Raw genomic sequence first — 23,233 nt, 5'->3', positions numbered from 1 at the left:
TCGAGAGGTAGGTGCGATGCCGGCGACTGGTCGGGTACGGCCCGGGAACGTTCCCGCCGAGTCGACCAGCTTCGTCGGCCGCCGGACGGAGCTGGCCGAGATCAAGCGGATGCTGGCGGACGCCCGGCTGGTGACCCTGACCGGGATGGGCGGCATCGGCAAGACCCGGCTGGCGCTGCGGGTGGCGGCCGAGGTGCGGCGGGCCTTCCGCGACGGCGTGTGGTTCGTGGACCTGACGCAGCTGCGCGAGCCGGACGCGGACGCTCTCGCCGATCTGGTGCTGGCCGTGCTCGGGGTGCCGCGGCCCGGCGGGCCGCCGAGGCGGCGCCTGATCGATCATCTGGCCGGCCGGCGGGCGTTGCTGGTGCTGGACAACTGCGAGCATCTGCTCGCCCCGTCCGCGGTGCTGGCCGAGGCGTTGGTGCGGGGCTGTCCCGAGGTGGGCGTGCTGGCCACCAGCCGCCAGCCGCTGGCCATCGGGGGCGAGAGGCTCTACCTGGTGCCACCGCTGGGCCACGACGAGACGGCGACGTTGTTCGTGGCGCGCGCCCGCGCGATCGCGCCCGAGTTCGCGGTGACCGGCGACGACGCCGCCGCGATGGCCGAGCTGTGCCGGCGGCTGGACGGCCTGCCGCTGGCGGTCGAGCTGGCCGCCGCCCGGGTCCGGGCGCTGGCGCCGCCGCAGATCCTGGACCGGCTGGCCGACCGGTTCGCCCTGCTGTCGCAGGGCGACCGTGGTGGTCCGGCCCGGCAGCGGACGCTGCGGGCGAGCGTGGAGTGGTCCTTCGACCTGTGCGGCGAGCCGGAACGGACGCTGTGGGGGAGGCTCTCGGTCTTCGCCGGCACGTTCGAGCTGGACGCGGTCGAGGGGATCTGCGCCGACGAGGCGCTGCCCGAGTCCGAGGTGCTCGAGGCGCTGACCGGCCTGCTGGACAAGTCGATCCTGGTCCGCGACGACGTTCGCGAGAACTGCGCGCGGTACCGGATGCTGGAGGCCATCCGGGACTACGCCCGGGACAAGCTCGTCGCGGGCGGTCTCGTCGTGCTGCCCCGGCGGCACCGCGACTGGTACCTGCGGATGGTGGCCCGCGCCAACGCCGAGGGGATCAGCGACCGGTCGGCGTACTGGATGTCGCGCCTCGCCCGCGAACGAGCCAATCTGCGTACGGCCATGGAATTCTGCCTGAGCGAACCCGGCGAGGCCGAGGCCGCGCTGCGCCTCGCGGTGACCCTCCCGGGGCACTACTGGTCGGCCTGGGGCCTGCTCGGTGAGGGCCGGCGCTGGCTCGACCGGGCGCTCACCCTGGCCCCCGCCCCGACGGCGCTGCGGGCCAAGGCCCTGCTGATCAACAGTCACCTCGCGGTCTGGCTCGGCGAGCACGCCGAGGCGGCGCGGCTGCTGACCGAAGGCGAAGAGCTGGCCGGCCGCCTGCACGCCGCCGCCGAACTGGGCCACGCCGCCTACACGCGGGGCGTGGCCGCGCTGTACGCCAACGACCTGCCGGTCGCCGTCGAACGGCTCGAAAAGGCCTGGACCCTGCTGGCCGGCGAGCCGGACAAGGACCTGTACCTGTACCTCAACGTGCTGCTCGGGTTCGGGGTGTCCGCCGCGCTGGCCGGCGACACCGAGCGGGCCGGCTCCTGCCAGCGGGAGCTGCTGGCCATCGTCGAGCCGCGGGCCGGCGGTCGCCACCGATCCCTGGCCCGCTGGGTGGGCGGCCTGATCCGCTGGCGGCAGGGCGATCCGCGGGAGGGCGCCGCGCAGGTGGTGGAGGCGCTGCGGCTGAAACCCACCTGGGGGTCGGACGACCGGTACACCACCGCCCTCTGCCTCGAGGTGCTCGCCTGGATCACCGCGGACCGGCGACGGCACCGGCGGGCCGCCACCCTGCTGGGCGCCGCCGACGTCTGCTGGGCCGACGTCGGCGCCTCGATCGGCTCGTACCTGCAGTTCGCCGGCCACCACGACACCTGCGAGCGGCTGGCCCGGGCCGCCCTCGGCGACGCCGCCTTCACCGCGGCCTTCCGGGACGGCCAGGCCCTGGCGCCCGAGGACCTCCTCGCCTTCGTCCTCGACGAGCCGCGCCGGGCCGGGCGGGCCGAGGAGGAAGCCGAGCCGACGCCGCTGACCAACCGCGAACGCCAGATCGCCGATCTGCTCACCCAGGGCCTGACCAACAAGGAGATCGCGAGCAGGCTGGTCATCTCGCGCCGGACCGCGGAGAGCCACGTCGACCGCATCCTGGGCAAACTGGGTTTCTCCCGTCGCGCGCAGGTCGCCGCGTGGAACGCCTCGTCACGGAATCCTTGAGTCCCGCTGGGCCTGTCGGTCGGGTTTGCGCTGCTCAACTGGCTGCTGGACGCGGACTGCCGGTGGCTGAGCCACCGCCTCCTCAGCCTCGCTGCGGGTCAGGCGCGATTCTCGAGGTACGCCAGCACCGCCAGCACCCGCCGGTGTCCCGAGTCGGTCGGGGGCAGGCCGAGCTTGAGGAAGACGTTCCCGATGTGCTTGCTCACCGACCGTTCGGTGATCACGAGGGCCTGGGCGATGGCCGGGTTGTCGTGCCCCTGCGCCATCAGGGCGAGCACCTCCTGCTCCCGGGCGGTCAGCGAGTCCAGCGGCGTGTTCCGCCGGCGGGCGAGCAGTTCGGTGACCACCTCGGGGTCGAGGGCGGTGCCGCCGGCGGCGACCCGGTCGAGGGCCTCGAGGAACTCCTCCACCCGGCCCACCCGGTCCTTGAGCAGGTAGCCGACCCCGCCGGCGCCGCCGCCGAGCAGTTCGGTGGCGTAGGACTGCTCGACGTACTGGGAGAGCACCAGGACCGGCAGGCCGGGCAGGCTCTGCCGGGCCGCCAGCGCCGCCTTCAGTCCCTCGTCGCGGAAGGTGGGCGGCATCCGTACGTCGATCACGGCGGCCTCCGGCCGGTGCTCGAGCAGCGCGGGCAGGATCTCGGGGCCGGTCCGCACGACCGCGACGACGTCATGGCCGACGGTTCTGAGCAGCAGCACCAGGCCCTCGCGGAGCAGGGCGTTGTCCTCGGCGATCACCACACGCACGGCAGCTCCGCCTCGATCACGGTGGGGCCGCCCGCGGGGCTGGTCACGGTCGCCCGTCCGTCCAGGGCCGCGGCCCGGCGCTGGATGCCCAGCAGGCCGGTGCCGGGCCCGGTGTCGGTGGCCCCGCCTCGCCCGTCGTCACGTACCGACACCCCAAGTCCTTTTCTCGTACGGGCGATCCGCACCTCGACGCGCTCGCAGCCGCTGTGCTTGGCCGCGTTGGCCAGCGCCTCCGCCACTATGTAGTACGCCGCCGCCTCGATCGCGGCCGGTGCCCGGGGACCGTCGTCCACGCCGTCGTCCGCCACCGTCACCGGGATCCCGGAGCTCGCCGCCAGCGCCCGTACGGCGCCGGTGAGGCCCCGGTCGGTGAGGATCGGCGGGTGGATGCCGCGGACCACGTGCCGCAGGTCGGTCAGGGCGTCCTCGGCCAGGTCCTGGGCGGCGTCGAGCAGCTCGCGCACGGTCCGCGGGTCGTGCTCCAGCGCCCGTTTGGCCAGTCCGAGCCGCATGGACAGCGAGACGAGCCGGGCCTGGGTCCCGTCGTGCAGGTCGCGCTCGATCCGGCGCAGTTCGGCGCCGTGCGCGACGATCGCGTCGGCCCGGGTGGCGGCCAGCTGCTCGACCCGCTGCGCGAGGGCCGCCTTGGGCGAGGGGCGCAGCAGGATCCGGCTGCCGTCCGCGTCCAGGTCGGCCAGCCAGCCGATCATCGGTAGGACGACCGGCCGGCGGCGCAGCAGCCCGCACCAGACCGCGTCGACCGGGAGCCCGATCACCCACAGCGGCACCGCGAGCAGCCCCAGGTTGCCGTAGAGGTAGTAGGCGGCCACCCAGATCGCGTCCGCCTGGGTGCCGGGGTCGCGGACCGCCGTCCGGACCCGCTCGCGCACCCGGCGGCCGGTGATCGGCACGTACGCCTCGGGGATCGGCCGGCCGGTCCGGTCGGCCACCATCTCCCGCTTGATGCCGGCCAGCCGCCGGATCAGCAGCACCGTCTCGGGCAGCAGGCCGATCCCGATCACCGCGACCGCGCCGGTGGCGGTGAACAGCAGGACCGTGATGAACAGGTACGACGCGATCGACAGCGCGACGGACTTGACCAGGTACATCGTCGCCCGCGCCGCCTCCCGCACCGCCCGTCGCATGACGATCAGGCTAGGGGATCGCCGGCCCCGGGCGCGGGCGGGCGAGCACCACCACGGTGGTGTAGCCAGCTACACCACGAGGAGGGGAGTGCGCCCGGTCGTGCCGGCTGACCTGCGCCGGAAGAGTGATCGGTGGCAGTCAGGACCGATCCCGAAAGGCATGATCATGGCAATCCTCCTCGACCGGCTCGGCCGGATGGCGTTCCGGTGGCGGTGGCTCGTCGCCGCGTTCTGGGTCGCGGTGCTGGCCTGCGTCGGCTACGCCGCGACCCAGGCGCCGAAGGCCGCCGGCGACGGCTTCACCATGCCCGGGATCGAGTCGCAGAAGGCGTTCGATCTGATGGAGCAGCGGTTCCCCGGTGCGGACGCGCAGTCCGCGACGGCCCGGGTGGTGTTCGTCGCCCGGGACGGGCAGCAGCTCACCTCGGCGGCCGACCGGGCGGTGATCGAGAAGCTGGTCGCCGAGGCGGGCGCGGGCACACAGGTCGCCACGGTGGCCGATCCGTTCCGGACGGGCGCGGTCAGCCAGGACCAGGCGACGGCGTTCGCGACGGTGACCTTCACCGCGCGGGCGGCGGACCTGACCGGCGCGAGCAAGCAGCATCTCTCCGACGCGATCGGCCGGGCCCGCTCGTCCGGCCTGACCGTGGAGGTGGGCGGGGACGCGCTGGCCACCCAGCCGGCCGCGGGCGGGCCGGCCGAGGGGATCGGCATCGCGGTCGCCGCCCTCGTCCTGCTGGTCACCTTCGGGTCGCTGGTCGCGGCCGGGCTGCCGCTGCTGACCGCGGTCCTGGGCGTCGGGATCGGCATGTCGGGGATCCTCGCGCTCGGGCACGCCCTGGGCCTGTCGGAGACGACCGGGACGCTGGCCACCATGCTCGGCCTGGCCTGCGGCATCGACTACGCGCTGTTCGTCGTCTCCCGCTACCGGGAGGAACGCGGCAAGGGGCGCCAGGCCCGGGAGGCCGCCGGGCTGGCGGCCGGCACGGCCGGGTCGGCGGTGGTCTTCGCCGGGCTCACCGTGATCATCGCGCTGGCCGGGCTGTCCGTGGTCGGGATCCCGATGCTGACCAGGATGGGCCTGGCCGCGGCCGGCGCGGTCGCGATCGCCGTGCTGATCTGCCTCACCCTGGTCCCGGCGCTGCTCGGCTTCTGGCCGGACGCGGTGCTCTCCCGCAAGGCCCGCCGGGGCGTCGCGGCCGGCCAGCACGAGCGGCGCGGCGAGGGCAACCGGTGGGCGCGGCTGGTGCTGCGCTTCCCCCTCCCGGTTCTGCTGGCCGGCGTCGCGGGCCTCGCCGCGCTGGCCGTGCCGGTGATCCACCTGCAGCTGGGCATGCCCGGTGACGAGGCCAAATCGACCAGTACGACCGAACGGCGCGCCTACGACGCCCTGGCCGAGGGCTTCGGCCCCGGCTTCAACGGCCCGCTGGTCATCGTGGTGGACGCGCGCGGCGCCGCCGACCCGAAGACCGCCGTCGGCACGATCAGCAAGGCCGTCGCCGCCACCCCCGGGGTCGTCTCGGTCTCGCCGGCCCGGTTCAACACCGCCGGCGACACGGCGATCTTCTCGGCGATCCCGGCGACCAGCCCGACGGACGAGAAGACCAAGGATCTCGTCCAGGCCATCCGCGACGAGCGCCCCGGCGTCGCCGCCCGGGCCGGGGCGACCTTCGAGGTCACCGGCTCCACCGCGGTCAACATCGACGTCGCCGGCAAGGTGCAGGGCGCGCTCTTCCCGTACCTCGCGGTGGTCGTCGGCCTGGCGATCCTCCTGCTGCTGATCGTCTTCCGGTCGATCCTCGTCCCGGTCAAGGCGGCCTTCGGCTTCCTGCTGTCGGTGCTGGCCGCGCTCGGCACCGTGGTCACCGTCTTCCAGGAGGGGCACCTCGCGAAGCTGCTCGGCGTCGAGCAGACCGGGCCGATCATGAGCCTCATGCCGATCTTCCTGGTCGGCATCGTCTTCGGCCTCGCCATGGACTACGAGGTCTTCCTGGTCTCGCGGATCCGCGAGGACTACGTCCGCAACGGCGGCGCCCGCCCGGCGATCGTCAGCGGCTTCGGCCACAGCGCCCGCGTCGTCACCGCCGCCGCGCTGATCATGACCGCGGTCTTCTCCGGCTTCATCACCGCCGACGTCTCCATGATCAAGATGATCGGCTTCGGCCTCGCGATCGCGGTGCTGTTCGACGCGTTCGTCGTCCGGATGGCCATCGTCCCCGCCGTCCTCGCCCTGCTCGGCGACCGGGCCTGGTACCTGCCGCGCCGGCTCGACCGGCTGCTGCCCCGCCTCGACATCGAGGGGGAGCGCCTCCACCACGTGAGGCCGGCGCCGCCCGCCGCTCCCGAGCCCGAGCCCGAATTAGCGCGGTCGTGACCCGCGACGGGGCCGCCGGCACCGACGTCTACGTCGACGCCGCCGGAGCCGTTCGGCGGGCCCTTGAAGCCCTCGCGCTCGCCGCCACGCCCGGCGCGGCCGGCAAGGTCATGGTCACGTTCGACTGACGCTCAGGTCGAAGGTGGCGGTGCCGTGGTTCCGGCTGGTCGCGGTGACGGTGATGGTGCCGGGCCGATCGGCGGCGCGGATGACGGCCAGGGCCCGGCCGTAGTGCGTGGTGTGCGTGTCGCCGGTGAAGGTCTCCTCGGTCGCCGGGGCGGCGCTGCCGAAGCCGGCGAGCTCCCCGGGGCCGGTGACCGCGACGGTCACGGTGTCCTTGGCGAGCGTCTGCACCGTGCCGTGGTCGTCGGCGAGCTCGATGTGGACGAAGGCGAGGTCCTGGCCGTCGGCGGTCCGGGCCTCGCTCTCGACGTTCAGGCGCAGGCGGGCCGGGCCGGCCGAGCGGAGCGTGGACCGGCCGGTCTCCCGGCCGGCCCGGTAGCCGACCGCGGTGAGTTCGCCGGGCCGGTACGGCGTACGGAATCGGGCCAGGAACCGCCTCGGCCGGCGGCGGCCCAGCGAGCGGCCGTCGAGCAGCAACTCCACCTCGTCGTCGGCGGAGTAGACCTCGATCTCGGCGGTCCGGCCCTCGCAGCCCTGCCAGGACCAGCTGGCGACGGCGTCGGTGCTGCGCCAGGCGGTGCGTAGCGTTCGCTCGCCGGCGTGGTCGAGCGGGCGGACGGCGATCGCCGGGGCGTCGAGGCGCCCCCAGACCGCGCGGGCCAGCAGCGCCGGCGCGCCGGGGAGCCCGGTGATGTCGATGGCGCCGGGACCGGCGATCAGGGCCGGGTAGGGCTTCTGGATGCCGCCGGGCTGCTCGCCGTACGCCCAGGTGCCGATGCCCGCCTCGCCGAGGTAGTCCCAGCCGGTCCACATGAAGTCACCGAGCACCCCGGGGACCCGCTCGACGAGCTCCCAGATCCGGGGCAGGTCGCCGGGCATCGACTCGGTGCCGAGGATGACCCGGCCGGGGTGGCGCTTGCGGTCGCCGGGGTAGCGGCCGTACGCGTAGTTGTATCCGGCGACATCGACGGCGGCGAAGGCGTCGCGGCTGACCCGGTCGGCGACCGGCAGCCGGGAGAGCAGCCGCATCAGGGCGCCCAGCTTGTCGGCCATGAAGTTCGCCGCCGTACTGCTGACTTCCGTCGGCTCTTTGTTGAAAGGGGAAGCGCCGTGGCTGGCCATGACGTTGAGCACCAGGTTGACCGCGACCGTGGTGGGCCGGTGCGGATCCAGCCCGGTGACGAAGTCGTGCAGCTCGCGGGCGGTCGCCACGCCGCGCGCGGTGGCCGTCTCGGTGATCTCGTTGCCGATCGAATACATGATCACGCTGGGGTGGGCGTGGTCCTTCGCGACCATGGCGCGGGCGTCGTCCTGCCAGGTCCCGGCGAAGCGGGCGGCCGCGTCGTGGGCGGTCTTCGGCTCGTACCAGACGTCGGCGAGCTCGTCCATCACGTACAGGCCGATCTCGTCGCAGGCGTCGAGGAGGTCGCGGGAGATCGGGTTGTGCGCGCTGCGGATCGCGTTGAAGCCGTTGGCCTTGAGGATGCGGGCGCGGCGGAACTCGGCGGCCCGGAAGGTGGCGGCGCCCAGGACGCCGCTGTCGTGGTGCACGCAGGCGCCGCGCAGCAGGACCCGCTCGCCGTTGACCAGCAGCCCCCGCTCCGCGTCGACGTGCAGGGTGCGCAGCCCGGCCCGCAGCGTCCGGCGGTGCAGTTCGGCGTCGCCGTCGAGCAGCCGTACGGTCGTCTCGTACCGGTAGGGATCGTCGGCCGACCAGAGCCGCGCCTGCGGAACGGTGAGCCGCAGCCGCGCCGTGCCGCCGACGACCGGGGCCGACGACTCGCCGGCGTCGCCGAGCGTCACCGCCACGGTCAGGCCCTCCGGCGCCGGGCCGGCGACGTCGACGCCGATCTCCACGACGCCGTCCCCGGTGTGCACCCGGATGCCGTCGCGGGCCAGGTGCACCGCCGGGAGCTCCTCCAGCCACACCGGCCGGTAGATCCCGGCGCCGGTGTACCACCGGCCGTTCGGCACCTCGCGATTGTCGACGTCGACCTCGATCAGGTGCTCCCGGCCGGCGGTGACCACGCCGTCGAGCGGGACCGTCCACTCCCGATAGCCGCTGTCGCACCCCGCGATCGGCTCGCCGTCGACCAGCACCCGGGCCTTGCCGTAGACGCCCTCGAAGACGAGATGCAGCCGGTCGGCGGCGGGCGCGGTCCAGCGCTTGGCGTACCGGTACCGCCCGCCCGGGAAGTAGCCGCCGTGGACGCCGGTGCCGCCGCGCGCCGTCCGCGGCTCGGCGAGCATGGCGTCATGGGGAAGCCGGACGGGCCGGCCGTCGACGGACCAGCCGTCCATGAATGATGACACGTGACAGCAACGTAGGGTAGTTGCTGTCACGTGTCAATCGGCACCTCACCGGCCGCTGTGTCACACTCTCCCGGTGACCAGGCCGACCAGTTCGGATGTCGCCCGGCTCGCCGGGCTGTCCCGCTCGGCGGTGAGCCAGATCCTCGGCGGCAACGAGGACCGCTTCCCGCCGGCGACCCGCGAGCGGGTGTTCGCGGCCGCCGCGTCGCTGAACTACCGGCCCTCCAAGGCCGGCCGGGCGCTGGTCACCGGGGTCGGCGACCTCGTCGTGCTGGTCGTCCCGAATGTCACGTTCGGCCACCACCTGCAGGACGGCATCGACCGGATCACCCGCGGCGCGGCCGCCCACGGACTGAGCGTCGTGGTGAAGTACGCGGGCGCGACCGTCGACGCCGTCCTCGACCTGCAGCCCGCGGCGGTGATCGACCTGGGGGTGTACTCCGCTGCCGCAGCCGAGGCGCTGCGCGCCGCCGGGATCCGGGTCCTTCCCGCCCGCGCCTTTCATGACCCGAACGCCACGATCGGTGCCCTGCAGGCCGGAGAACTATTGCGTACGCCTGGGCGCCGGCTCGTCTACGCGCTGCTCGCCGACGACCGCCTCGACCCGTACGGCCCGCCCCGCGCCGAGGGTGCCGCGCGGCACGCCCGGCTGGCGGGCGTGCCCGACCCGATCGTGGTGCGGGTCCCGCTCGATCGGGCCGGGGCGGTGCGGGCCCTGGCCCCCGTGCTCGCGGAGTCACCGGTCGGCATCGCCTGCTACAACGACGAGGTGGCGATCGCCGCGCTCGCCGCGGCCCGGGAGCTCGGCCTGGCCGTGCCGGGGCAGGTCGCCGTGGTCGGCGCCGACCACACGAGCATCGGGCAGCTGGTCACGCCCCGGCTGACGACCGTACGCATCGACTTCGCCGCCCTGCTGGACGCGGTGATCCCGGAGGCCGAGCTCCGCGGCATCCGCTCCGGCCACCAGGAACCGCCCCCGTCGGAAGCGGACCCGAGCCGGTTCGTCACCCTGGTCCCCGGCGAGACCTCTTAGCGCGTGCCAGATCCGCGCACCCGCTTGGTAGCCGGGTCGGCGTGCCAACCGTTTCGGAGCCTCGGTCGGCGACACCCGTCGGTACCGGGCCGCTTCCCCGTACGGCCGGCAGTTTCGCGTTTCGGGCCCAGTTCCCGGTAGGGCATCGACGTGTGACAATGTCCTGCGTCCGGGCGTCTGCGATCGAACCAGGAAACCGGGGGCGTGCGTGGTCGAGATCCAAGGTCAGCCCTCCGAACTTGGCACCGTGTCACGCGGCGGGCGGGCCGCGGGCGGGACCACCGCGGGGTCGAAGGCGGCATCGGGCGTGCTGAGGCGGCTGTGGTCCCGCCGTGAGTGGATTCTGGTCGTCCTGGGCGGGCTTGTGCTCGCCGTGGCGCTGACCTGGCCGACGCTGCGCGACCCGCGGCACACCGTGCCCGGGGACATCGGCGATCCGGCCTTGTTCGCCTGGCAGATCGCCTGGGCCGGGCACGCGCTGGTGCACCACCCCCTGCACCTGTGGGACTCGAACACGTTCTACCCCGATCCGCATTCGCTCGCCTTCACCGATGCCGTGATCGGCTACGCGCCGTTCGGCGCGATCGGGTCCGGCATGGACGCGGCCGTCCTGCGATACAACATTCTGTACGTCCTGGTGCACGCGCTCGCCTTCATCGGGGCGTACGCCCTGACCCGCCAGTTGGGCGCCCATCCGCTCGGTGCGACGGTGGCCGGCGTCGCCTGGGCGTACGCGCCGTGGCGGCTCGCGCATGCCGGCCACCTGAATGTCCTGTCCACCGGCGGCATCGCGCTGAGCCTCGCCATGATCGCTCGCGGCCACGGCTGGTCGTTGCGCACCGGCCACCGCCCGGAACGGCACCGGCCGCGGTGGGCGCTGGCCGGCTGGCTGGTCGCTGCCTGGCAGGTCACCCTCGGGCTTGCCATCGGGCTCGTCTTCGCGTACCTGATGGTGGCCCTCTGCCTCGTGGCCGCGGCGTGCTTCGGCTGGTCCTGGTGGCGGCGCGGCCGGCCGCCCTTCGGCCGGCGGCTGCTGGCCGCCGATCTGGCCGGCGGGTTGTGCTTCGCAGCCGCCACGGCCTTCATGGGCCTCGCCTTCGCCCGCGTCGTGCAGCTCTACCCGCAGGCCGACCGGGGGCTGGGTTGGACCGAGATGTATTCGCCGGCCTGGCGAGGCCTGGTCATCGCGCCCGAGGCGTCCTGGCTGTGGGGTGCCCGGCACGCCGCGGCGCGTTCGCACCTGCCCTGGCCGCCGGAGATGACGCTGTTGCCAGGCATCGCCCTGATCGTCCTGGCCGTGATCGGGATGTTCATCTCGATCTTCCGACTCCGCCACCGGATCCTGCTCGGTCTTGGCACCCTCGGCGCGGTGCTGCTCACGCTCGGCGCGACCCTGCCCTGGCACGGCGACCCGGGCTATCTGACACTCTCCCGACACTTGCCGGGCTGGGCGGCGTTGCGCACGCCCGGGCGGATGACGGTGTGGACCACGTTGGTGCTGGCCATTCTGGCCGCCGGCGCGGTCAGCGAGTTCGTCGCCGGTGCGCGGGTCACGGCGCCGCGGCCCGCGGCCGGCGCCGGGCGCTCGGGGCTCGTGGCCCGCGGAAGATTCGTCGCGCTGCGGGTCGCCCTGCTGATCCCGCTGGTGCTGGTCGTCGTGGAAGGGGTGAACCGGACCTCGCACCCGGAGCTGCTGCGGTATCCGGCCGCGATGCAGGCCGCGCAGGAGCCGACCCTGGTGCTGCCCAGCGGCGGCAGTCTCGAGATGTCCATCATGCTGTGGTCCACGAACGGGTTCCCGCGCATCCCGAACGGCCTGGTGACCTTCGTCCCGACCGGGCAGGAGAGGATCCGCTCGGTCAGCACCACCTTCCCGGACCCGGCCAGCATCGCCGCGTTGCGAGCGGCCGGCATCAGGTCGGTCGTCGTCCTGCCCGAATGGCTGAGCGGAACCCCGTGGGAGGGCGTGCCCGGTCGCCCGATCGACGGCCTCGGCATCTCCCGTGAGCAGATCGACGGCGCGATCCTTTACCGCCTCGGGTGACCCTCGGCGGCGGCCGGGACTCGTGCTGACGCCGGCTTCGGGCTGCTGGTACGCGGCTCGGGCTCAGGAACGGGTGAGCAGCCGCGCGGTCCCGTACGCCTCCGCGCCGGTCACCGCGCTCTTGGTGTCCCAGGTCATGACCGGGCCGTCGCCGTTCCAGGCCGGCCAGCCCGGATCGCCGTCCCGGACGAAGGCGACGTACGCGCCGTGCACCGCGTCGGCCAGTTCCTGCGGGGGCGCCTCGCCGGCGAGCCGGGCCACGTGCTCCTCGCCGAGGACGTCCCACGCGAACGGCACGTCGAGGCAGTGCCCGGACAGGCCGTCGGCCCCGCTCCGCCAGGCGAAGTCGTACGCGAACGTCGGCGCGGCGGCACCGGCCCGCAGCTCCGCCCATTCCACGACGCGCCGCCGGAACACCCGGTCGGTGACCGACTGGCCGAGCACGGCCGCCGGCGACCGGCCGGCCAGCGCGGCCGCGTACCCGGCCGCGACCTCGGGATCGAGTCCGGCCCGGACGAGCAGGTCCACCGGGTCGGCGTCCTCGAACGACGACGCGGCGCCCAGCGCGATCATCGAGAATTCGTCCCGGGTGGCGCCCACGACCAGGGCGACGTCCGCCCCCTCGCCGCGGGTCAGCCCCTCGGCGACTGTCCACGGCAGGACGTCGCCGTCCACCACGGGCGCCATCCGTACGCCCGCGGAAACCGTCGAAACCACCTCGAGCGCGGTGGACGGCGGGCCCCCGAACCCGGTGTCCACCAGCTCCGACTCGTCCACGCCGCCGAACCCGGCCAGGTCCGGGGTGACGGCGAGCCGGCCGGCGAGCGCCCGCGTCATCGCCGTCGCGTCCGCCACCGTCCGGTCGCCCGGCGAGCCCGAGATCGCCATGGCGCCGCGGAAGAGGCCGCCCGCGCCGGGCGCGACCAGCAGGTGCATCACGCTGCCGCCGCCGGCCGACTGCCCGGCGATGGTGACCTTCCCGGGGTCGCCGCCGAACGCGGCGATGTTGTCGCGCACCCATCGCAGGGCGAGGATCTGATCGCGCACGCCGCGGTTGGCCGGCGCGTCGGGCAGGTGTCCGAAGCCCTCGAAGCCGAGCCGGTAGGCGATCGTCACGACCACCACCCCGTCGCGGACGAAGGCCGCACCGTCGTACCAGGGACTCGCCGGGGAACCCGCCACGTACCCGCCGCCGTGGATGTACACCAGGACCGGCAGGCCTTCCGCGGCCGGGCCGGGCGTGAACACGTTGAGCGTGAGCACGTCGTCGCCGGGGATGGTCGGCTCTGGGATCGCGGTCACCGCCGCGAACGGGCGGCGCTGCGGCGTCGGGCCGTACGCCAGGCAGTCGAGCACGCCCGGCCAGGCCCGCCGCGGCTCCGGCGCCTGGAACCTTCGCGAGCCGTAGGGCGGTTCGGCGTACGGGATCCCGAGGAACGCGACGCCCGTTCCCCAGTCGCGGCCGCGGACGACACCCGCGGTGGTACCGACGATGGTCATCGTTCTCCCTGGAAAGATCTCGTGGCATGATCCGGGCCGTGGCCCGCATCCGCGTCATCTCCGACAACGACTACTCCGGCGACCCGGACGGTCTCTGGCAGCTCGCGCACCTGCTGCTGAGCCCGGACGCCGACGTACGGCTGGTGATCGGCTCGCACCTGCGCGAGGGCGACCCCTTCGACCCCTCCGGCCGCAGCGCCGACAACGCCGCCCGGAAGGCCCGCGAGATCGCGGCGGCCTGCGGGCGCGACGACGTCCGGATCGTTCCGGGATCGAACACCGCCGGGGTGGTGCGGGGTGAAGCCGTCGCCGCCATCGTCGAGGAGGCGATGCGCGACGACCCGCGGCCGCTCTACGTGACCTGCGGCGGCGGGCTCACCGAGATCGCCTCGGCCTGGCTGGCCGAACCGCGGATCGCGCAGCGGCTCACCGTGGTGTGGATCGGCGGCCCGGAATACCCGGGCGGGCTGGTGCCGCCGGGCGCGATGCCGGTCGAGTACAACACGCTCATCGACCCGGCCGCCGCCCGCGTGGTCTTCAACGACTCGGACCTGCCGCTGTGGCAGGTGCCCCGGGACGCGTACCGGCAGGCCCTGGTCTCGATGCGCGACCTGGACCATCGGGTGCGGCCGCTCGGGCCGCTCGGCGCGTCGCTGGTCGACGCGCTCGAGCAGGTTCGAGCCATGATGCGCGAGCACGGGATGGACCCGGGCGGCACGTACATCCTCGGCGACAACCCGCTCGTGCTGCTGACCGCGCTGCATTCCGGGTTCGAGCCGGACCCGTGCTCGTCGCAGTCGTTCCGCCGGGCGCGGCCGCGGGTGCGCGACGACGGAACGTTCGACTTCGACGGCGCCGGGGCCGAGGTGCGGGTGTTCACCCGCCTCGACGTACCGCTGATGCTGGGTGACCTGATCGCCCTGCTCGCCGGCCGCGGTCATTGACGCACGCGGAGGCTGCGCACGTACGCCCGGAGCGGGACGGTCATGTCGAAGCCGCCGTCCTCGTACAGCCACTGGATCTGCAGCCCGTCGAGCAGCGCGATGAGGGTGCGCGCCACCTCGGTCGGGTCGAGCTCGGGCCGTAGGTCGCCGCTCGCCTGAGCCGCGACGACCGCCTCCTCGGTGATCTCGCGGACCCAGGCGTACCGCTGCTTGAAGTACTGGTGGCCGGGATGGTCCGGCGCGGTGGCCTCGCCGGAGAGCACCGCGAAGACCGCGACCAGGCCCGGCGTGGTGGCGTTGTACGAGGTGAGATCGATCAGGGCGTCGATCAGTCCCATCCCGGTGGGCAGGTCCGACCCCATCCGCTCCAGCGCCAGGTCGTCGCGGTAGGTCAGGACCGCCTCCAGCAGCTTCTCCTTGTTGGCGAAGTGGTGCAGCAGGCCCGGCTGGCTTAGCCCGACCCGCTCGGCGACCTCGCGCAACGATCCGCCGTGGAACCCCGACTCGGAGAAGACCTTGACGGCGGCGTCCAGGATCTCGGCTCGCCGGTCGGCCGTCTTGGCGTACTCGCCTCGGGTTCGCCGAACGAAAGCCATGCGGTTTCTCCTTGTTCGTGATGTCCCCATTTGGCACGCCGTGTTACCGGCCCGCGACGGAGATGTTAATGGAAGTGCTCGCGAAACCCTACCGAGTACTCGGTAGGGAGTGCTAGCGTCCCGGCCAAGCCACCCGAGAGAGGGGACGACATATGGTCCGTTCGAGCAGGTTGACAGCCATCGCAGTGGTCGCGGGCCTCGGTCTCGCCGGTTGCGGGGGAGGCGGGAGCTCCACCGGCGGCAGCGCGGGCGGGGCCTCGGGCAGCGTGGTCCTCGGCTCCCTGGTGCCGCCGACCAGCTACGCGGCGAACGGAGCCGGCTGGGCCAACGAGTCGCTGCTGCAGCAGGCCGTCTACGACACGCTGCTGCACGCCGACCCGGACGGGAAGATCCTCCCGTGGCTGGCCACCGAGTGGTCCTGGAACGACACCAAGACCGTCCTGACGCTGAAGCTGCGTACCGACGTCACCTTCACCGACGGCACCAAGCTGGACGCCGACGCGGCGGCGAAGAACCTCCTGCGCTTCCGCGACGGCACCGCGCCCAACAAGTCCTTCCTCGCGGCCGTGACCGACGCGAAGGCCGTCGACGCCGCCACCCTGCAGATCACGCTCAAGCAGCCCGACCCGGCGATGCTCACCTATCTCACCCAGGCCCCGGGCCTGATGGAGAGCCCGAAGCACTTCGGCGCCGCCGACGAGAAGACCAACCCGATCGGCACCGGGCCGTACCTCCTGGACACCGGCAAGACCGTGGTCGGCTCCTCGTACGCCTACACGGCCAACCCGAACTACTTCGCCAAGGACCAGCAGCACTGGAAGAACCTGACCATCAAGGTCATCACCACCCCGGCCACCGAGGTCAACGCGATCAAGGGCGGCCAGATCGACGGCATGAACGTCATCGACGCCACCACGGTCGCGCAGATCAAGGGTGCCGGGTACACCGTCGTCGACCACGAGCTCGACTGGGCCGGACTGGCCATCTTCGACCGCGGCGGCAAGCTCGTCCCGGCGCTGAAGGACCCGAAGGTCCGCCAGGCGCTCAACTACGCCGTCGACCGGGCCGGCCTGCTCAAGGCCGCCGCGCAGGGCAACGGCACGGTGACCAGTTCGGTGTTCCCGACCTACTCGCCCGGCTTCGACCAGGCGGTCGACCAGTACTACACGTACGACCCGGCGAAGGCCAAGCAGCTGCTCGCCGAGGCCGGCTACCCGAGCTTCACGATGACGCTGCCCCAGGTCCCCGGCCTCGGCCAGGTGCAGAACGACCTGCTCAAGCAGTACCTCGGCGCGGTCGGCATCACCGTGAAGTACGTGACGGTGCCGCTCAACAACGTCATCGCCGACCTGCTGGCCGGCAAGTACCCGGCGGCGAACTTCCAGCTGCAGGAGGACCCGACGGCGTGGCAGGAGGCCAACTTCCTGCTGACGACCGGCGCGACGTTCAACCCGTTCAAGGTCCCGGACACCACCGTCGACGGCCTGGTCAAGACCATCCAGACCGGCTCGGACGCGGACGTCGCGACCGCGACGAAGGCCCTCAACAAGTACGTGACGGAGCAGGGCTTCATGGCGCCGTACTACCGGGTGAAGGGCTTCTGGGCGCAGAGCTCGAAGATCTCCGCCGAGCCGCAGGCCGGCAACGCCATCCCGTACCTCTACAGCATCACCCCCGCCAAGGGCTGATCCGCCGTGCTTCGCTTCGTGCTGCGGCGGCTCGCCTCCGGAGTCGTCCTGATCGTCGTCATCACCGCCGCGACCTTCTTCCTCCTGCACGCCTCCGGCGGGAACATCGCCCGCCGGATCCTCGGGCAGGAGGCGTCCGAGGACACGGTCGTGCAGAAGACGCACGAGCTCGGCCTGGACCGGCCGGTGCTCACCCAGTTCGGGGACTGGCTGTCGCACGCGATCCACGGCGACTTCGGCGCCTCGTGGTTCACCTCGCAGCCGGTCTCCGACGCGATCACCTCCCGGCTCCAGGTCACCCTGGAGCTGGTCGTCGGGGCGACCATCGTCTCCGGCCTGATCGCGGTGGCGCTCGGCGTGCTGGCGGCCACCCGGCGCGGGTGGATCGACCGGTTCGTCCAGTTCCTCGCCGTGCTCGGGTTCGCCATCCCGAACTTCCTGGTGGCGCTGGCCCTGGTCACCGTCTTCGCGATCCACTTCAAGGTGTTCAAGCCGACCGGGTACACCGCGATCGAGGACGACCCGGCCGGCTGGCTGTCCACCGTGACCCTGCCGATCGTCGCGCTCTCGGTCGGCTCGATCGCGGGCGTGGCCCAGCAGATCCGCGGTTCCATGATCGACGCGTTGGACCGCGACTACGTCCGTACGCTGCGCAGCCGGGGCCTGCCCGAGTCCCGGGTGGTCTACAAGCACGTGCTGCGCAACGCCGGCGGCCCGGGCCTGGCCATGCTCGCCGTCCAGTTCGTCGGCCTGCTCGGCGGCGCCGTCATCATCGAGCAGATCTTCGCGATCCCCGGCCTCGGCCAGGTGTCGGTCGGCGCCACCAGCCAGGGCGACGTCCCGCTCGTGATGGGGCTCGTGCTCGCCACGGCGATCGTGGTCGTCACGATCAACCTGGTGGTCGACCTCCTGCAGGGCTTCCTCAACCCCAAGGTGCGTCTCTCATGACCTCGCTCCGGCGGCGCCTGCTGCGCAACCCGATCGGCCTCGGCGCCCTGCTCTTCCTGGTCGTCGTGGTGCTCAGCGCCGTCTTCGCGCCGCTGCTCGCGCCGCACGACCCGAACACCGCGAACGCGTACGACACGCTGTCCGGGCCGAGCGGCAAGTACTGGCTCGGCAACGACAGCTCGGGCCACGACGTGCTGTCCCGGCTGCTGTTCGCCACCCGGCTGTCGGTCACCCTGACCGCCGAGACCCTGGTCATCGCCGCGGTCCTCGGCATCGTCCTCGGACTGCTGGCCGGCTACTACGGCAAGGTCTTCGAGGCGGTCGGCAGCGCCGCGACCAGCCTGCTGCAGGCGTTGCCGGCGATCGTCGTGCTGCTGGCCGCCAAGAGCGTGCTCGGCCCGTCCGACTTCGCCGCGATGGCCGTCTTCGGCGTCCTCATCGCGCCGGCGTTCTACCGGGTCGTCTACTCGGCCGTGTCCGCGGTCCGCGGCGAGCTGTACGTCGACGCGGCCCGGGTGTCCGGCCTGTCCGACCCGCGGATCATCGGCCGGCACGTGCTCACCGTGGTCCGCGCTCCGGTCATCGTGCTGGCGGCGAACATCGCCGGGATCTCGGTGGCCATCTCCGCCGGGCTGGACTTCCTCGGCCTCGGCGACCCGTCGATCCCCAGCTGGGGCGGCATGCTCAACGACGGCTTCGCGAACATCTTCACCCAGCCGCTGCTGGTGCTGTGGCCGTCGCTCGCGATCGGCCTCACCTGTGTGGCGTTCGCACTGCTCGGCAACGCGCTGCGCGACGAACTCGAACGCGCCGCGGTCCCGCGTAAGAAGGCCGTCGTCACTCGGCAGACAGCGGCGGCACCGATCGTTCCCGATGACGCTCTCCTTTCGGTGCACCACCTGTCGGTGGGCTATCCGACAGCGAATGGCTCGATGCAGACGGTGGTCGAGGACGTGGCGCTCACCGTCCGGCGCGGCGAGGTGCACGGCCTGATCGGGGAGTCGGGCTCGGGCAAGACCCAGACGGCGTTCTCGATCCTGCGCCTGCTGCCCGGCGGCGGGCGGATCGTCGGCGGCTCGATCGCCTTCGAGGGCCGGGATCTGGCCGGGCTCTCGGCGAAGGAGATGGCGGCCGTACGCGGAAAGAAGATCGCCTACGTACCGCAGGAGCCGATGAGCAACCTGGACCCGTCGTTCACCGTCGGGTCGCAACTCGTCGAGCCGATGCGGATCCACTTGGGACTCTCCCGCGCGGACGCCAAGGCGCGGGCGCTCGAACTGCTCGCCCGGGTGGGCATCCCCAACCCCCGGCGCACGTACGGGTCGTATCCGCACGAGCTGTCCGGCGGCATGGCACAGCGCGTGCTGATCGCCGGTGCCGTGGCGTGCGACCCCGAGCTGCTCATCGCGGACGAGCCGACCACCGCACTGGACGTCACGGTCCAGGCCGAGGTGCTCGACCTGCTGCGCGACCTGCAACGCGAACGACAGATGGGAGTGCTCCTGGTGACCCACAACTTCGGCGTGGTCGCGGATATCTGCGACCGCGTGTCGGTCATGCGGGCCGGGCGGATCGTGGAGACGGGGCCGGTGCGCTCGATCTTCGCCGACCCGCAGCACGAGTACACCCAGAGCCTTTTCGCCGCGGTGCTGTCCAACACCGAAGGTGAAGGTGTCGTCGCATGAGCCCGCTGCTCGATGTCAAGGACCTGGTGGTGGATTACCCGGTGAAGGGGTTCCGGAAGCCGCCGTTCCGGGCGCTGCAAGGCGTCTCACTCGAGGTGGAGCCGGGCGAGTGCGTCGGCCTGGTCGGCGAGTCCGGCAGCGGCAAGACGACGCTGGGCCGCGCGGTGCTCGGCCTGGCGCCGGTCACCTCGGGGTCGATCGGCTTCCAGGGCCGCGAGATCGGCCGGCTCGGCCGTGCGGAGCGGCGGGCGCTCGCCGGCGATCTGCAGGTGGTCTTCCAGGACCCGTACACGTCGCTCAACCCGTCGCTGACCATCGACCAGATCCTCACCGAGCCGCTGATCGCCCGGAAGACGGGCAAGGCCGAGGCCCGCAACCGGGTACGTGAACTGCTTGACGCCGTGCACCTGCCCTCGGACGCCGGGCAGCGGCTGCCCCGCGAGTTCTCCGGCGGCCAGCGGCAGCGGGTCGCCATCGCCCGCGCGCTCGCCCTCGACCCGCGGCTGATCGTCTGCGACGAGCCGGTCTCCGCGCTCGACCTGTCGACCCAGGCTCGCGTGCTCGACCTGTTCCAGGAGATTCAGGCTCGGACGGGTGTCGCGTATCTGTTCATCAGCCACGACCTTGACGTCGTGCGCCATCTGTCGCATCGCGTCGCGGTCATGTACCGCGGCCAGATCGTTGAATGGGGCGCGGCCGCCGAGGTGACTGTCCGCCCGCAGCATCCGTACACCAAACGGCTTTTCCTCGCCGCTCCGGTGGCGGACCCGGTGAAGCAGGAGCGGCGGCGCGCCGAGCGCCGGCGCCTCGAAACGATGGAGGTATCCCGATGACCGACGCCGGCACCCGGATCGACGAGGCGCTCGGGGCGCTCTCGCTCGAGGAGAAGGTACGGCTGCTGACCGGCCGGGACTTCTGGACCACCTGGCCGGTCGAGAAGATCGGCCTGCGCGCGATGGTCTTCTCCGACGGCCCGTCCGGCGTCCGCGGGGAGCGGTGGGACGAGCGCGAGCCGTCCGTCAATCTGCCGTCCGCCACCGCCTTGGGCGCGTCCTTCGACGTGGACCTCGCCCGCAGATATGGCGCGGTCGCCGCGGTGGAGGCCCGGCGCAAGGGGGTGGACGCCGTCCTCGGGCCGACGATCAACCTGCACCGCTCGCCGCTGGGCGGCCGGCACTTCGAGGCGTACAGCGAGGACCCGGTGCTGACCGCCGACCTCGCCACCGCGTTCGTGCACGGGCTGCAGGACAACGGCGTCGGGGCGACGCCGAAGCACTACGTGGCCAACGACTACGAGGACGAGCGGTTCACCGCCTCCTCCCAGGTGAGCGACCGGGCGCTGCGCGAGCTCTACCTGCTCGCCTTCGAGCGGGCCATCGTCGAGGCCCGCGCCTGGCTCGTGATGAGCTCGTACAACTCGATCAACGGCGTGACGGCGACCGAGAACGAACTGCTGGAGACGCCGCTGAACAGCGAGTGGGGCTTCGACGGGGTGGTGATCAGCGACTGGACCGCGGTGCGCAGCCTCGAGGCGGCCAAGGCCAGCCAGGACCTCGCCATGCCGGGCCCGATCGGCGCCTGGGGCGACGCACTCGTCGCCGCGGTCCGCGAAGGCAAGATCGACGAGGCGCACGTCGACCGCAAGGTACGCCGGATCCTGCGGCTCGCCGCCCGGGTCGGCGCCCTGGACGGCTTCCCGGCGAAGGAGCCGGTGCTCGTCGAGGACGGCGCCGCCTTCGCCCGGGAGGCCGCGGTCGAGGGCATGGTGCTGCTGGCGAACCGGGACGCGCTGCCCTGGGACGCCGCCGCCCTGACCAGCGTCGCCGTCATCGGGGACAACGCCGCGCACGCCCGCACCCAGGGCGGCGGCAGCGCGACCGTGCTGCCCGCGTACACCATCTCCCCGCTCGACGGCCTCCGCGCGGCGCTCCCGGACGCGGAGATCACCTACGCCCTCGGCGCGGTCGTCCGGACCGGGCTCAGCCCGCTGCCGGCCGACCGGCTCGAGAACCCGGTCACCGGCGGCCCCGGCGTCCGGATCCGGTTCCTCGACGCGGCCGGCGAGGAGCTCTTCGCCGAGGACCGGCTCACCACGTCGCTGGTGTGGTTCGGCGGCGACGCGCCGATCGCCCGCTCGGCCAGCGTCGAGCTGACCACCCGCTTCACCCCGGCCGAGGACAGCACCCTGCGGCTCGGGTTCGCCACGATCGGCGCCGGCATCGTCGGCGTGGACGGCGAGACGGTGGTCGAGGCCGACCTGAAGCCGGTCGGGAACGACCTCGGCGCCGCGTTCCTCAACCCGCCCAGCGCCAGCGAGCCGGTGGTGTTCGTCGAGGGCCGGCCGGTGGACATCAGCTTCGAGCTCGACCTCAGCGGCCGCGAGGACTTCCTGACCGGCGCGCTGTCCTTCCAGTTCGGCACCGAACCGGACCGGACCGACCCGGAGGCGCTCATCGCGGAGGCGGTCGAGGCGGCCCGGACCGCCGATGTCGCGCTGGTCGTCGTCGGCACGAACTCGCTCGTCGAGTCGGAGGGCTGGGACCGCGACTCGCTCGCGCTGCCCGGCCACCAGGACGACCTGGTCCGGGCGGTCGCCGCGGTCAACCCGCGCACCGTCGTGCTGGTGAACTCCGGTTCGCCGGTGCTGCTGCCCTGGCGGGACGAGGTCGCCGCCGTGCTGGTCGGCTGGTTCGGCGGCCAGGAGTTCGGCGGCGCGGTGGCCGACGTGCTCACCGGCCGCAGCGAGCCCGGCGGCCGGCTGCCCACCACCTGGGGCGTTCGCGAGGCCGGCGTGCCGGTCCTGGACACCAGCCCGAAGGACGGGATCGTCGACTACCGCGAGGGCATCCACATCGGATACCGGGCCTGGCTGCGCCGGCCCGAAACCCCGCCGGCCTACTGGTTCGGCGCCGGCCTCGGCTACACCCACATTCCGCTCGTACGCCTGGATGCGCCGGCGACGGCGGCGCCGGGCGAGACGGTGTCCGTGTCCGTGACCGTGCGGAACGAGGGCACCCGCGACGGCAAGCAGGTGGTCCTCGTCTTCGCGGAGAAACCCGGTTCGGCAGTGGAGCGGCCGGTCAGATGGCTGGTCGGCTTCTCGGCCGTGCGGGTCCCGGCAGCCGGCGAGACGGTCGTCGACATCCCGGTCCCCGTCCGCATGCTTGCCCACTGGGACGCCGGCTGGCAGTACGAGCCCGGCCAGTACCTGCTGCGCGCCGGCACGACCGCGGTCGACCTGCCCCTCTCCGCCTCGCTCACGCTGCGATGACCCGCGGTGGCGCGGTCCGCCCAGCTGTCGCGTCACCTGCGCCGCCTGGCCCCCGGCGGCTGCGGGAGAGGTGAGGGCGCGCCGGTGGGCGCGGCCGGGTGACCGCGCCCACCGTTCGGTCACGCCTTCTGGGATGCCAGCTCCTGGTACGCGGTGTCGAAATCCTTCATCGCCGCGTCGAGCACGCCCTGATCGAGGGTGGGGCCGCCCTGGCTGAGCAGGTTCAGACCGACCTGTGCCGACGGTCGGGCCAGGTCGACGACGCGGTCCGTTACCTGCTCCGGCTGCTCGACCACGACCCGTACGACGAACGCGCCCATCTCGATCTCGTCGACGTGCTGGCCGAATCGGGCCGGCACGGCGAGTCACGCCGGGCGCGGGAGCGCTACCTGGCGGCGATGACCGAGATCGGCGTCACGCCGGCGCTGCCCGTACGCTCCACCCCTCGCGCGGCCGAACGCCTCCGGACGCGGAGTTGACAGACATTTCCGCGGCCCCGCGCGGTGGCGGCG

The 23,233-nt window shown here is 72.9% G+C and carries 18 protein-coding genes; 12 read left to right on the top strand and 6 right to left on the bottom strand.

Translation table 11 applies throughout. The features are described 5' to 3' along the window. Window positions 1-16: 16 nt before the first annotated feature. A complete protein-coding gene (locus IH26_RS0119305; RefSeq protein WP_030437612.1) occupies window positions 17-2,311 on the top strand; it encodes an ATP-binding protein in 2,295 nt (764 codons plus the stop codon). Window positions 2,312-2,409: 98 nt separating this feature from the next. Here IH26_RS0119305 and IH26_RS0119300 read toward each other — a convergent pair whose 3' ends face one another. Both IH26_RS0119300 and IH26_RS0119295 read right to left on the bottom strand, forming a co-directional pair. Then, window positions 2,410-3,057 carry a response regulator transcription factor gene (locus tag IH26_RS0119300; RefSeq protein WP_030437611.1) on the bottom strand — a complete coding sequence of 216 codons (648 nt, stop codon included), beginning with the start codon at window positions 3,055-3,057 and terminating at the stop codon, window positions 2,410-2,412. After that, window positions 3,045-4,202 carry a sensor histidine kinase gene (locus IH26_RS0119295; protein ID WP_030437610.1) on the bottom strand — a complete coding sequence of 386 codons (1,158 nt, stop codon included), beginning with the start codon at window positions 4,200-4,202 and terminating at the stop codon, window positions 3,045-3,047. Before IH26_RS0119295 ends, IH26_RS0119300 begins: the two co-directional genes overlap by 13 nt. A gap of 166 nt (window positions 4,203-4,368) precedes the next feature. Between IH26_RS0119295 and IH26_RS0119290 the strand changes: the two genes are divergently transcribed. Together IH26_RS0119290 and IH26_RS63925 are read left to right on the top strand one after the other, a co-directional pair. Continuing rightward, complete coding sequence (locus tag IH26_RS0119290) at window positions 4,369-6,576, top strand: MMPL family transporter (protein ID WP_034215722.1); 2,208 nt, start codon at window positions 4,369-4,371, stop codon at window positions 6,574-6,576. Further along, the gene (locus tag IH26_RS63925; RefSeq protein ID WP_281179756.1) at window positions 6,573-6,704 is read left to right on the top strand and encodes a hypothetical protein; all 132 of its coding nucleotides are present in this window, start codon (window positions 6,573-6,575) and stop codon (window positions 6,702-6,704) included. Before IH26_RS0119290 ends, IH26_RS63925 begins: the two co-directional genes overlap by 4 nt. Here the strand turns inward: IH26_RS63925 and IH26_RS0119280 are convergent. Continuing rightward, window positions 6,691-9,012, bottom strand: a complete 2,322-nt coding sequence (locus tag IH26_RS0119280) for a glycoside hydrolase family 2 TIM barrel-domain containing protein (RefSeq protein WP_157437265.1) — start codon at window positions 9,010-9,012, stop codon at window positions 6,691-6,693. The two genes, IH26_RS63925 and IH26_RS0119280, sit on opposite strands and share 14 nt — an antisense overlap. Before the next feature lie 73 nt (window positions 9,013-9,085). Here IH26_RS0119280 and IH26_RS0119275 point away from each other — a divergent pair, with 73 nt between their 5' ends. Both IH26_RS0119275 and IH26_RS0119270 read left to right on the top strand, forming a co-directional pair. Then, on the top strand, window positions 9,086-10,045 hold the full coding sequence (locus IH26_RS0119275; protein WP_051808286.1) for a LacI family DNA-binding transcriptional regulator: 960 nt from the start codon (window positions 9,086-9,088) through the stop codon (window positions 10,043-10,045). Between the two features lie 307 nt (window positions 10,046-10,352). Further along, window positions 10,353-12,089 (top strand): hypothetical protein, encoded by a 1,737-nt coding sequence (locus IH26_RS0119270; RefSeq protein ID WP_245665318.1) that lies wholly within the window; start codon window positions 10,353-10,355, stop codon window positions 12,087-12,089. Window positions 12,090-12,152: 63 nt separating this feature from the next. Here the strand turns inward: IH26_RS0119270 and IH26_RS0119265 are convergent, their stop codons facing one another. Next, the gene (locus IH26_RS0119265; protein ID WP_034215654.1) at window positions 12,153-13,589 is read right to left on the bottom strand and encodes a carboxylesterase/lipase family protein; all 1,437 of its coding nucleotides are present in this window, start codon (window positions 13,587-13,589) and stop codon (window positions 12,153-12,155) included. A gap of 26 nt (window positions 13,590-13,615) precedes the next feature. Here IH26_RS0119265 and IH26_RS0119260 point away from each other — a divergent pair, with 26 nt between their 5' ends. Beyond that, window positions 13,616-14,533 (top strand): nucleoside hydrolase, encoded by a 918-nt coding sequence (locus IH26_RS0119260; protein ID WP_034215652.1) that lies wholly within the window; start codon window positions 13,616-13,618, stop codon window positions 14,531-14,533. On the opposite strand, the gene IH26_RS0119255 is transcribed toward IH26_RS0119260, so the two are convergent. Continuing rightward, window positions 14,527-15,129, bottom strand: coding sequence for a TetR/AcrR family transcriptional regulator (locus tag IH26_RS0119255; RefSeq protein WP_030437603.1), 603 nt, complete (start codon window positions 15,127-15,129; stop codon window positions 14,527-14,529). The two genes, IH26_RS0119260 and IH26_RS0119255, sit on opposite strands and share 7 nt — an antisense overlap. 170 nt (window positions 15,130-15,299) lie before the next feature. Between IH26_RS0119255 and IH26_RS0119250 the strand changes: the two genes are divergently transcribed. The 5 genes from IH26_RS0119250 to IH26_RS0119230 are packed head-to-tail and all read left to right on the top strand — an operon-like array spanning window position 15,300 to window position 22,721. Next, complete coding sequence (locus tag IH26_RS0119250) at window positions 15,300-16,817, top strand: ABC transporter substrate-binding protein (protein ID WP_211268691.1); 1,518 nt, start codon at window positions 15,300-15,302, stop codon at window positions 16,815-16,817. A gap of 6 nt (window positions 16,818-16,823) precedes the next feature. Next, window positions 16,824-17,765, top strand: coding sequence for an ABC transporter permease (locus IH26_RS0119245; protein WP_030437601.1), 942 nt, complete (start codon window positions 16,824-16,826; stop codon window positions 17,763-17,765). Beyond that, complete coding sequence (locus IH26_RS0119240; RefSeq protein ID WP_030437600.1) at window positions 17,762-19,450, top strand: dipeptide/oligopeptide/nickel ABC transporter permease/ATP-binding protein; 1,689 nt, start codon at window positions 17,762-17,764, stop codon at window positions 19,448-19,450. The genes IH26_RS0119245 and IH26_RS0119240 overlap by 4 nt, the downstream gene beginning before the upstream one ends. Next, window positions 19,447-20,283 carry an ATP-binding cassette domain-containing protein gene (locus tag IH26_RS0119235; protein WP_030437599.1) on the top strand — a complete coding sequence of 279 codons (837 nt, stop codon included), beginning with the start codon at window positions 19,447-19,449 and terminating at the stop codon, window positions 20,281-20,283. Before IH26_RS0119240 ends, IH26_RS0119235 begins: the two co-directional genes overlap by 4 nt. Further along, complete coding sequence (locus IH26_RS0119230; protein WP_030437598.1) at window positions 20,280-22,721, top strand: beta-glucosidase; 2,442 nt, start codon at window positions 20,280-20,282, stop codon at window positions 22,719-22,721. Before IH26_RS0119235 ends, IH26_RS0119230 begins: the two co-directional genes overlap by 4 nt. A 119-nt stretch (window positions 22,722-22,840) precedes the next feature. Here IH26_RS0119230 and IH26_RS62930 read toward each other — a convergent pair whose 3' ends face one another. Then, window positions 22,841-23,080 (bottom strand): hypothetical protein, encoded by a 240-nt coding sequence (locus IH26_RS62930; RefSeq protein WP_030437597.1) that lies wholly within the window; start codon window positions 23,078-23,080, stop codon window positions 22,841-22,843. On the opposite strand from IH26_RS62930, the gene IH26_RS64515 reads away from it, so the two are divergent. Next, a complete protein-coding gene (locus IH26_RS64515; protein WP_425394388.1) occupies window positions 22,997-23,200 on the top strand; it encodes a hypothetical protein in 204 nt (67 codons plus the stop codon). The genes IH26_RS62930 and IH26_RS64515 overlap by 84 nt on opposite strands. The last annotated feature ends 33 nt before the right edge of the window (window positions 23,201-23,233 follow it).

Source organism: Actinoplanes subtropicus (assembly GCF_000721705.1).
Lineage (GTDB): Bacteria > Actinomycetota > Actinomycetes > Mycobacteriales > Micromonosporaceae > Actinoplanes > Actinoplanes subtropicus.
The sequence above is the reverse complement of the archived record's forward strand: the minus strand, read 5'-3'. Positions and strand labels throughout refer to the sequence as shown.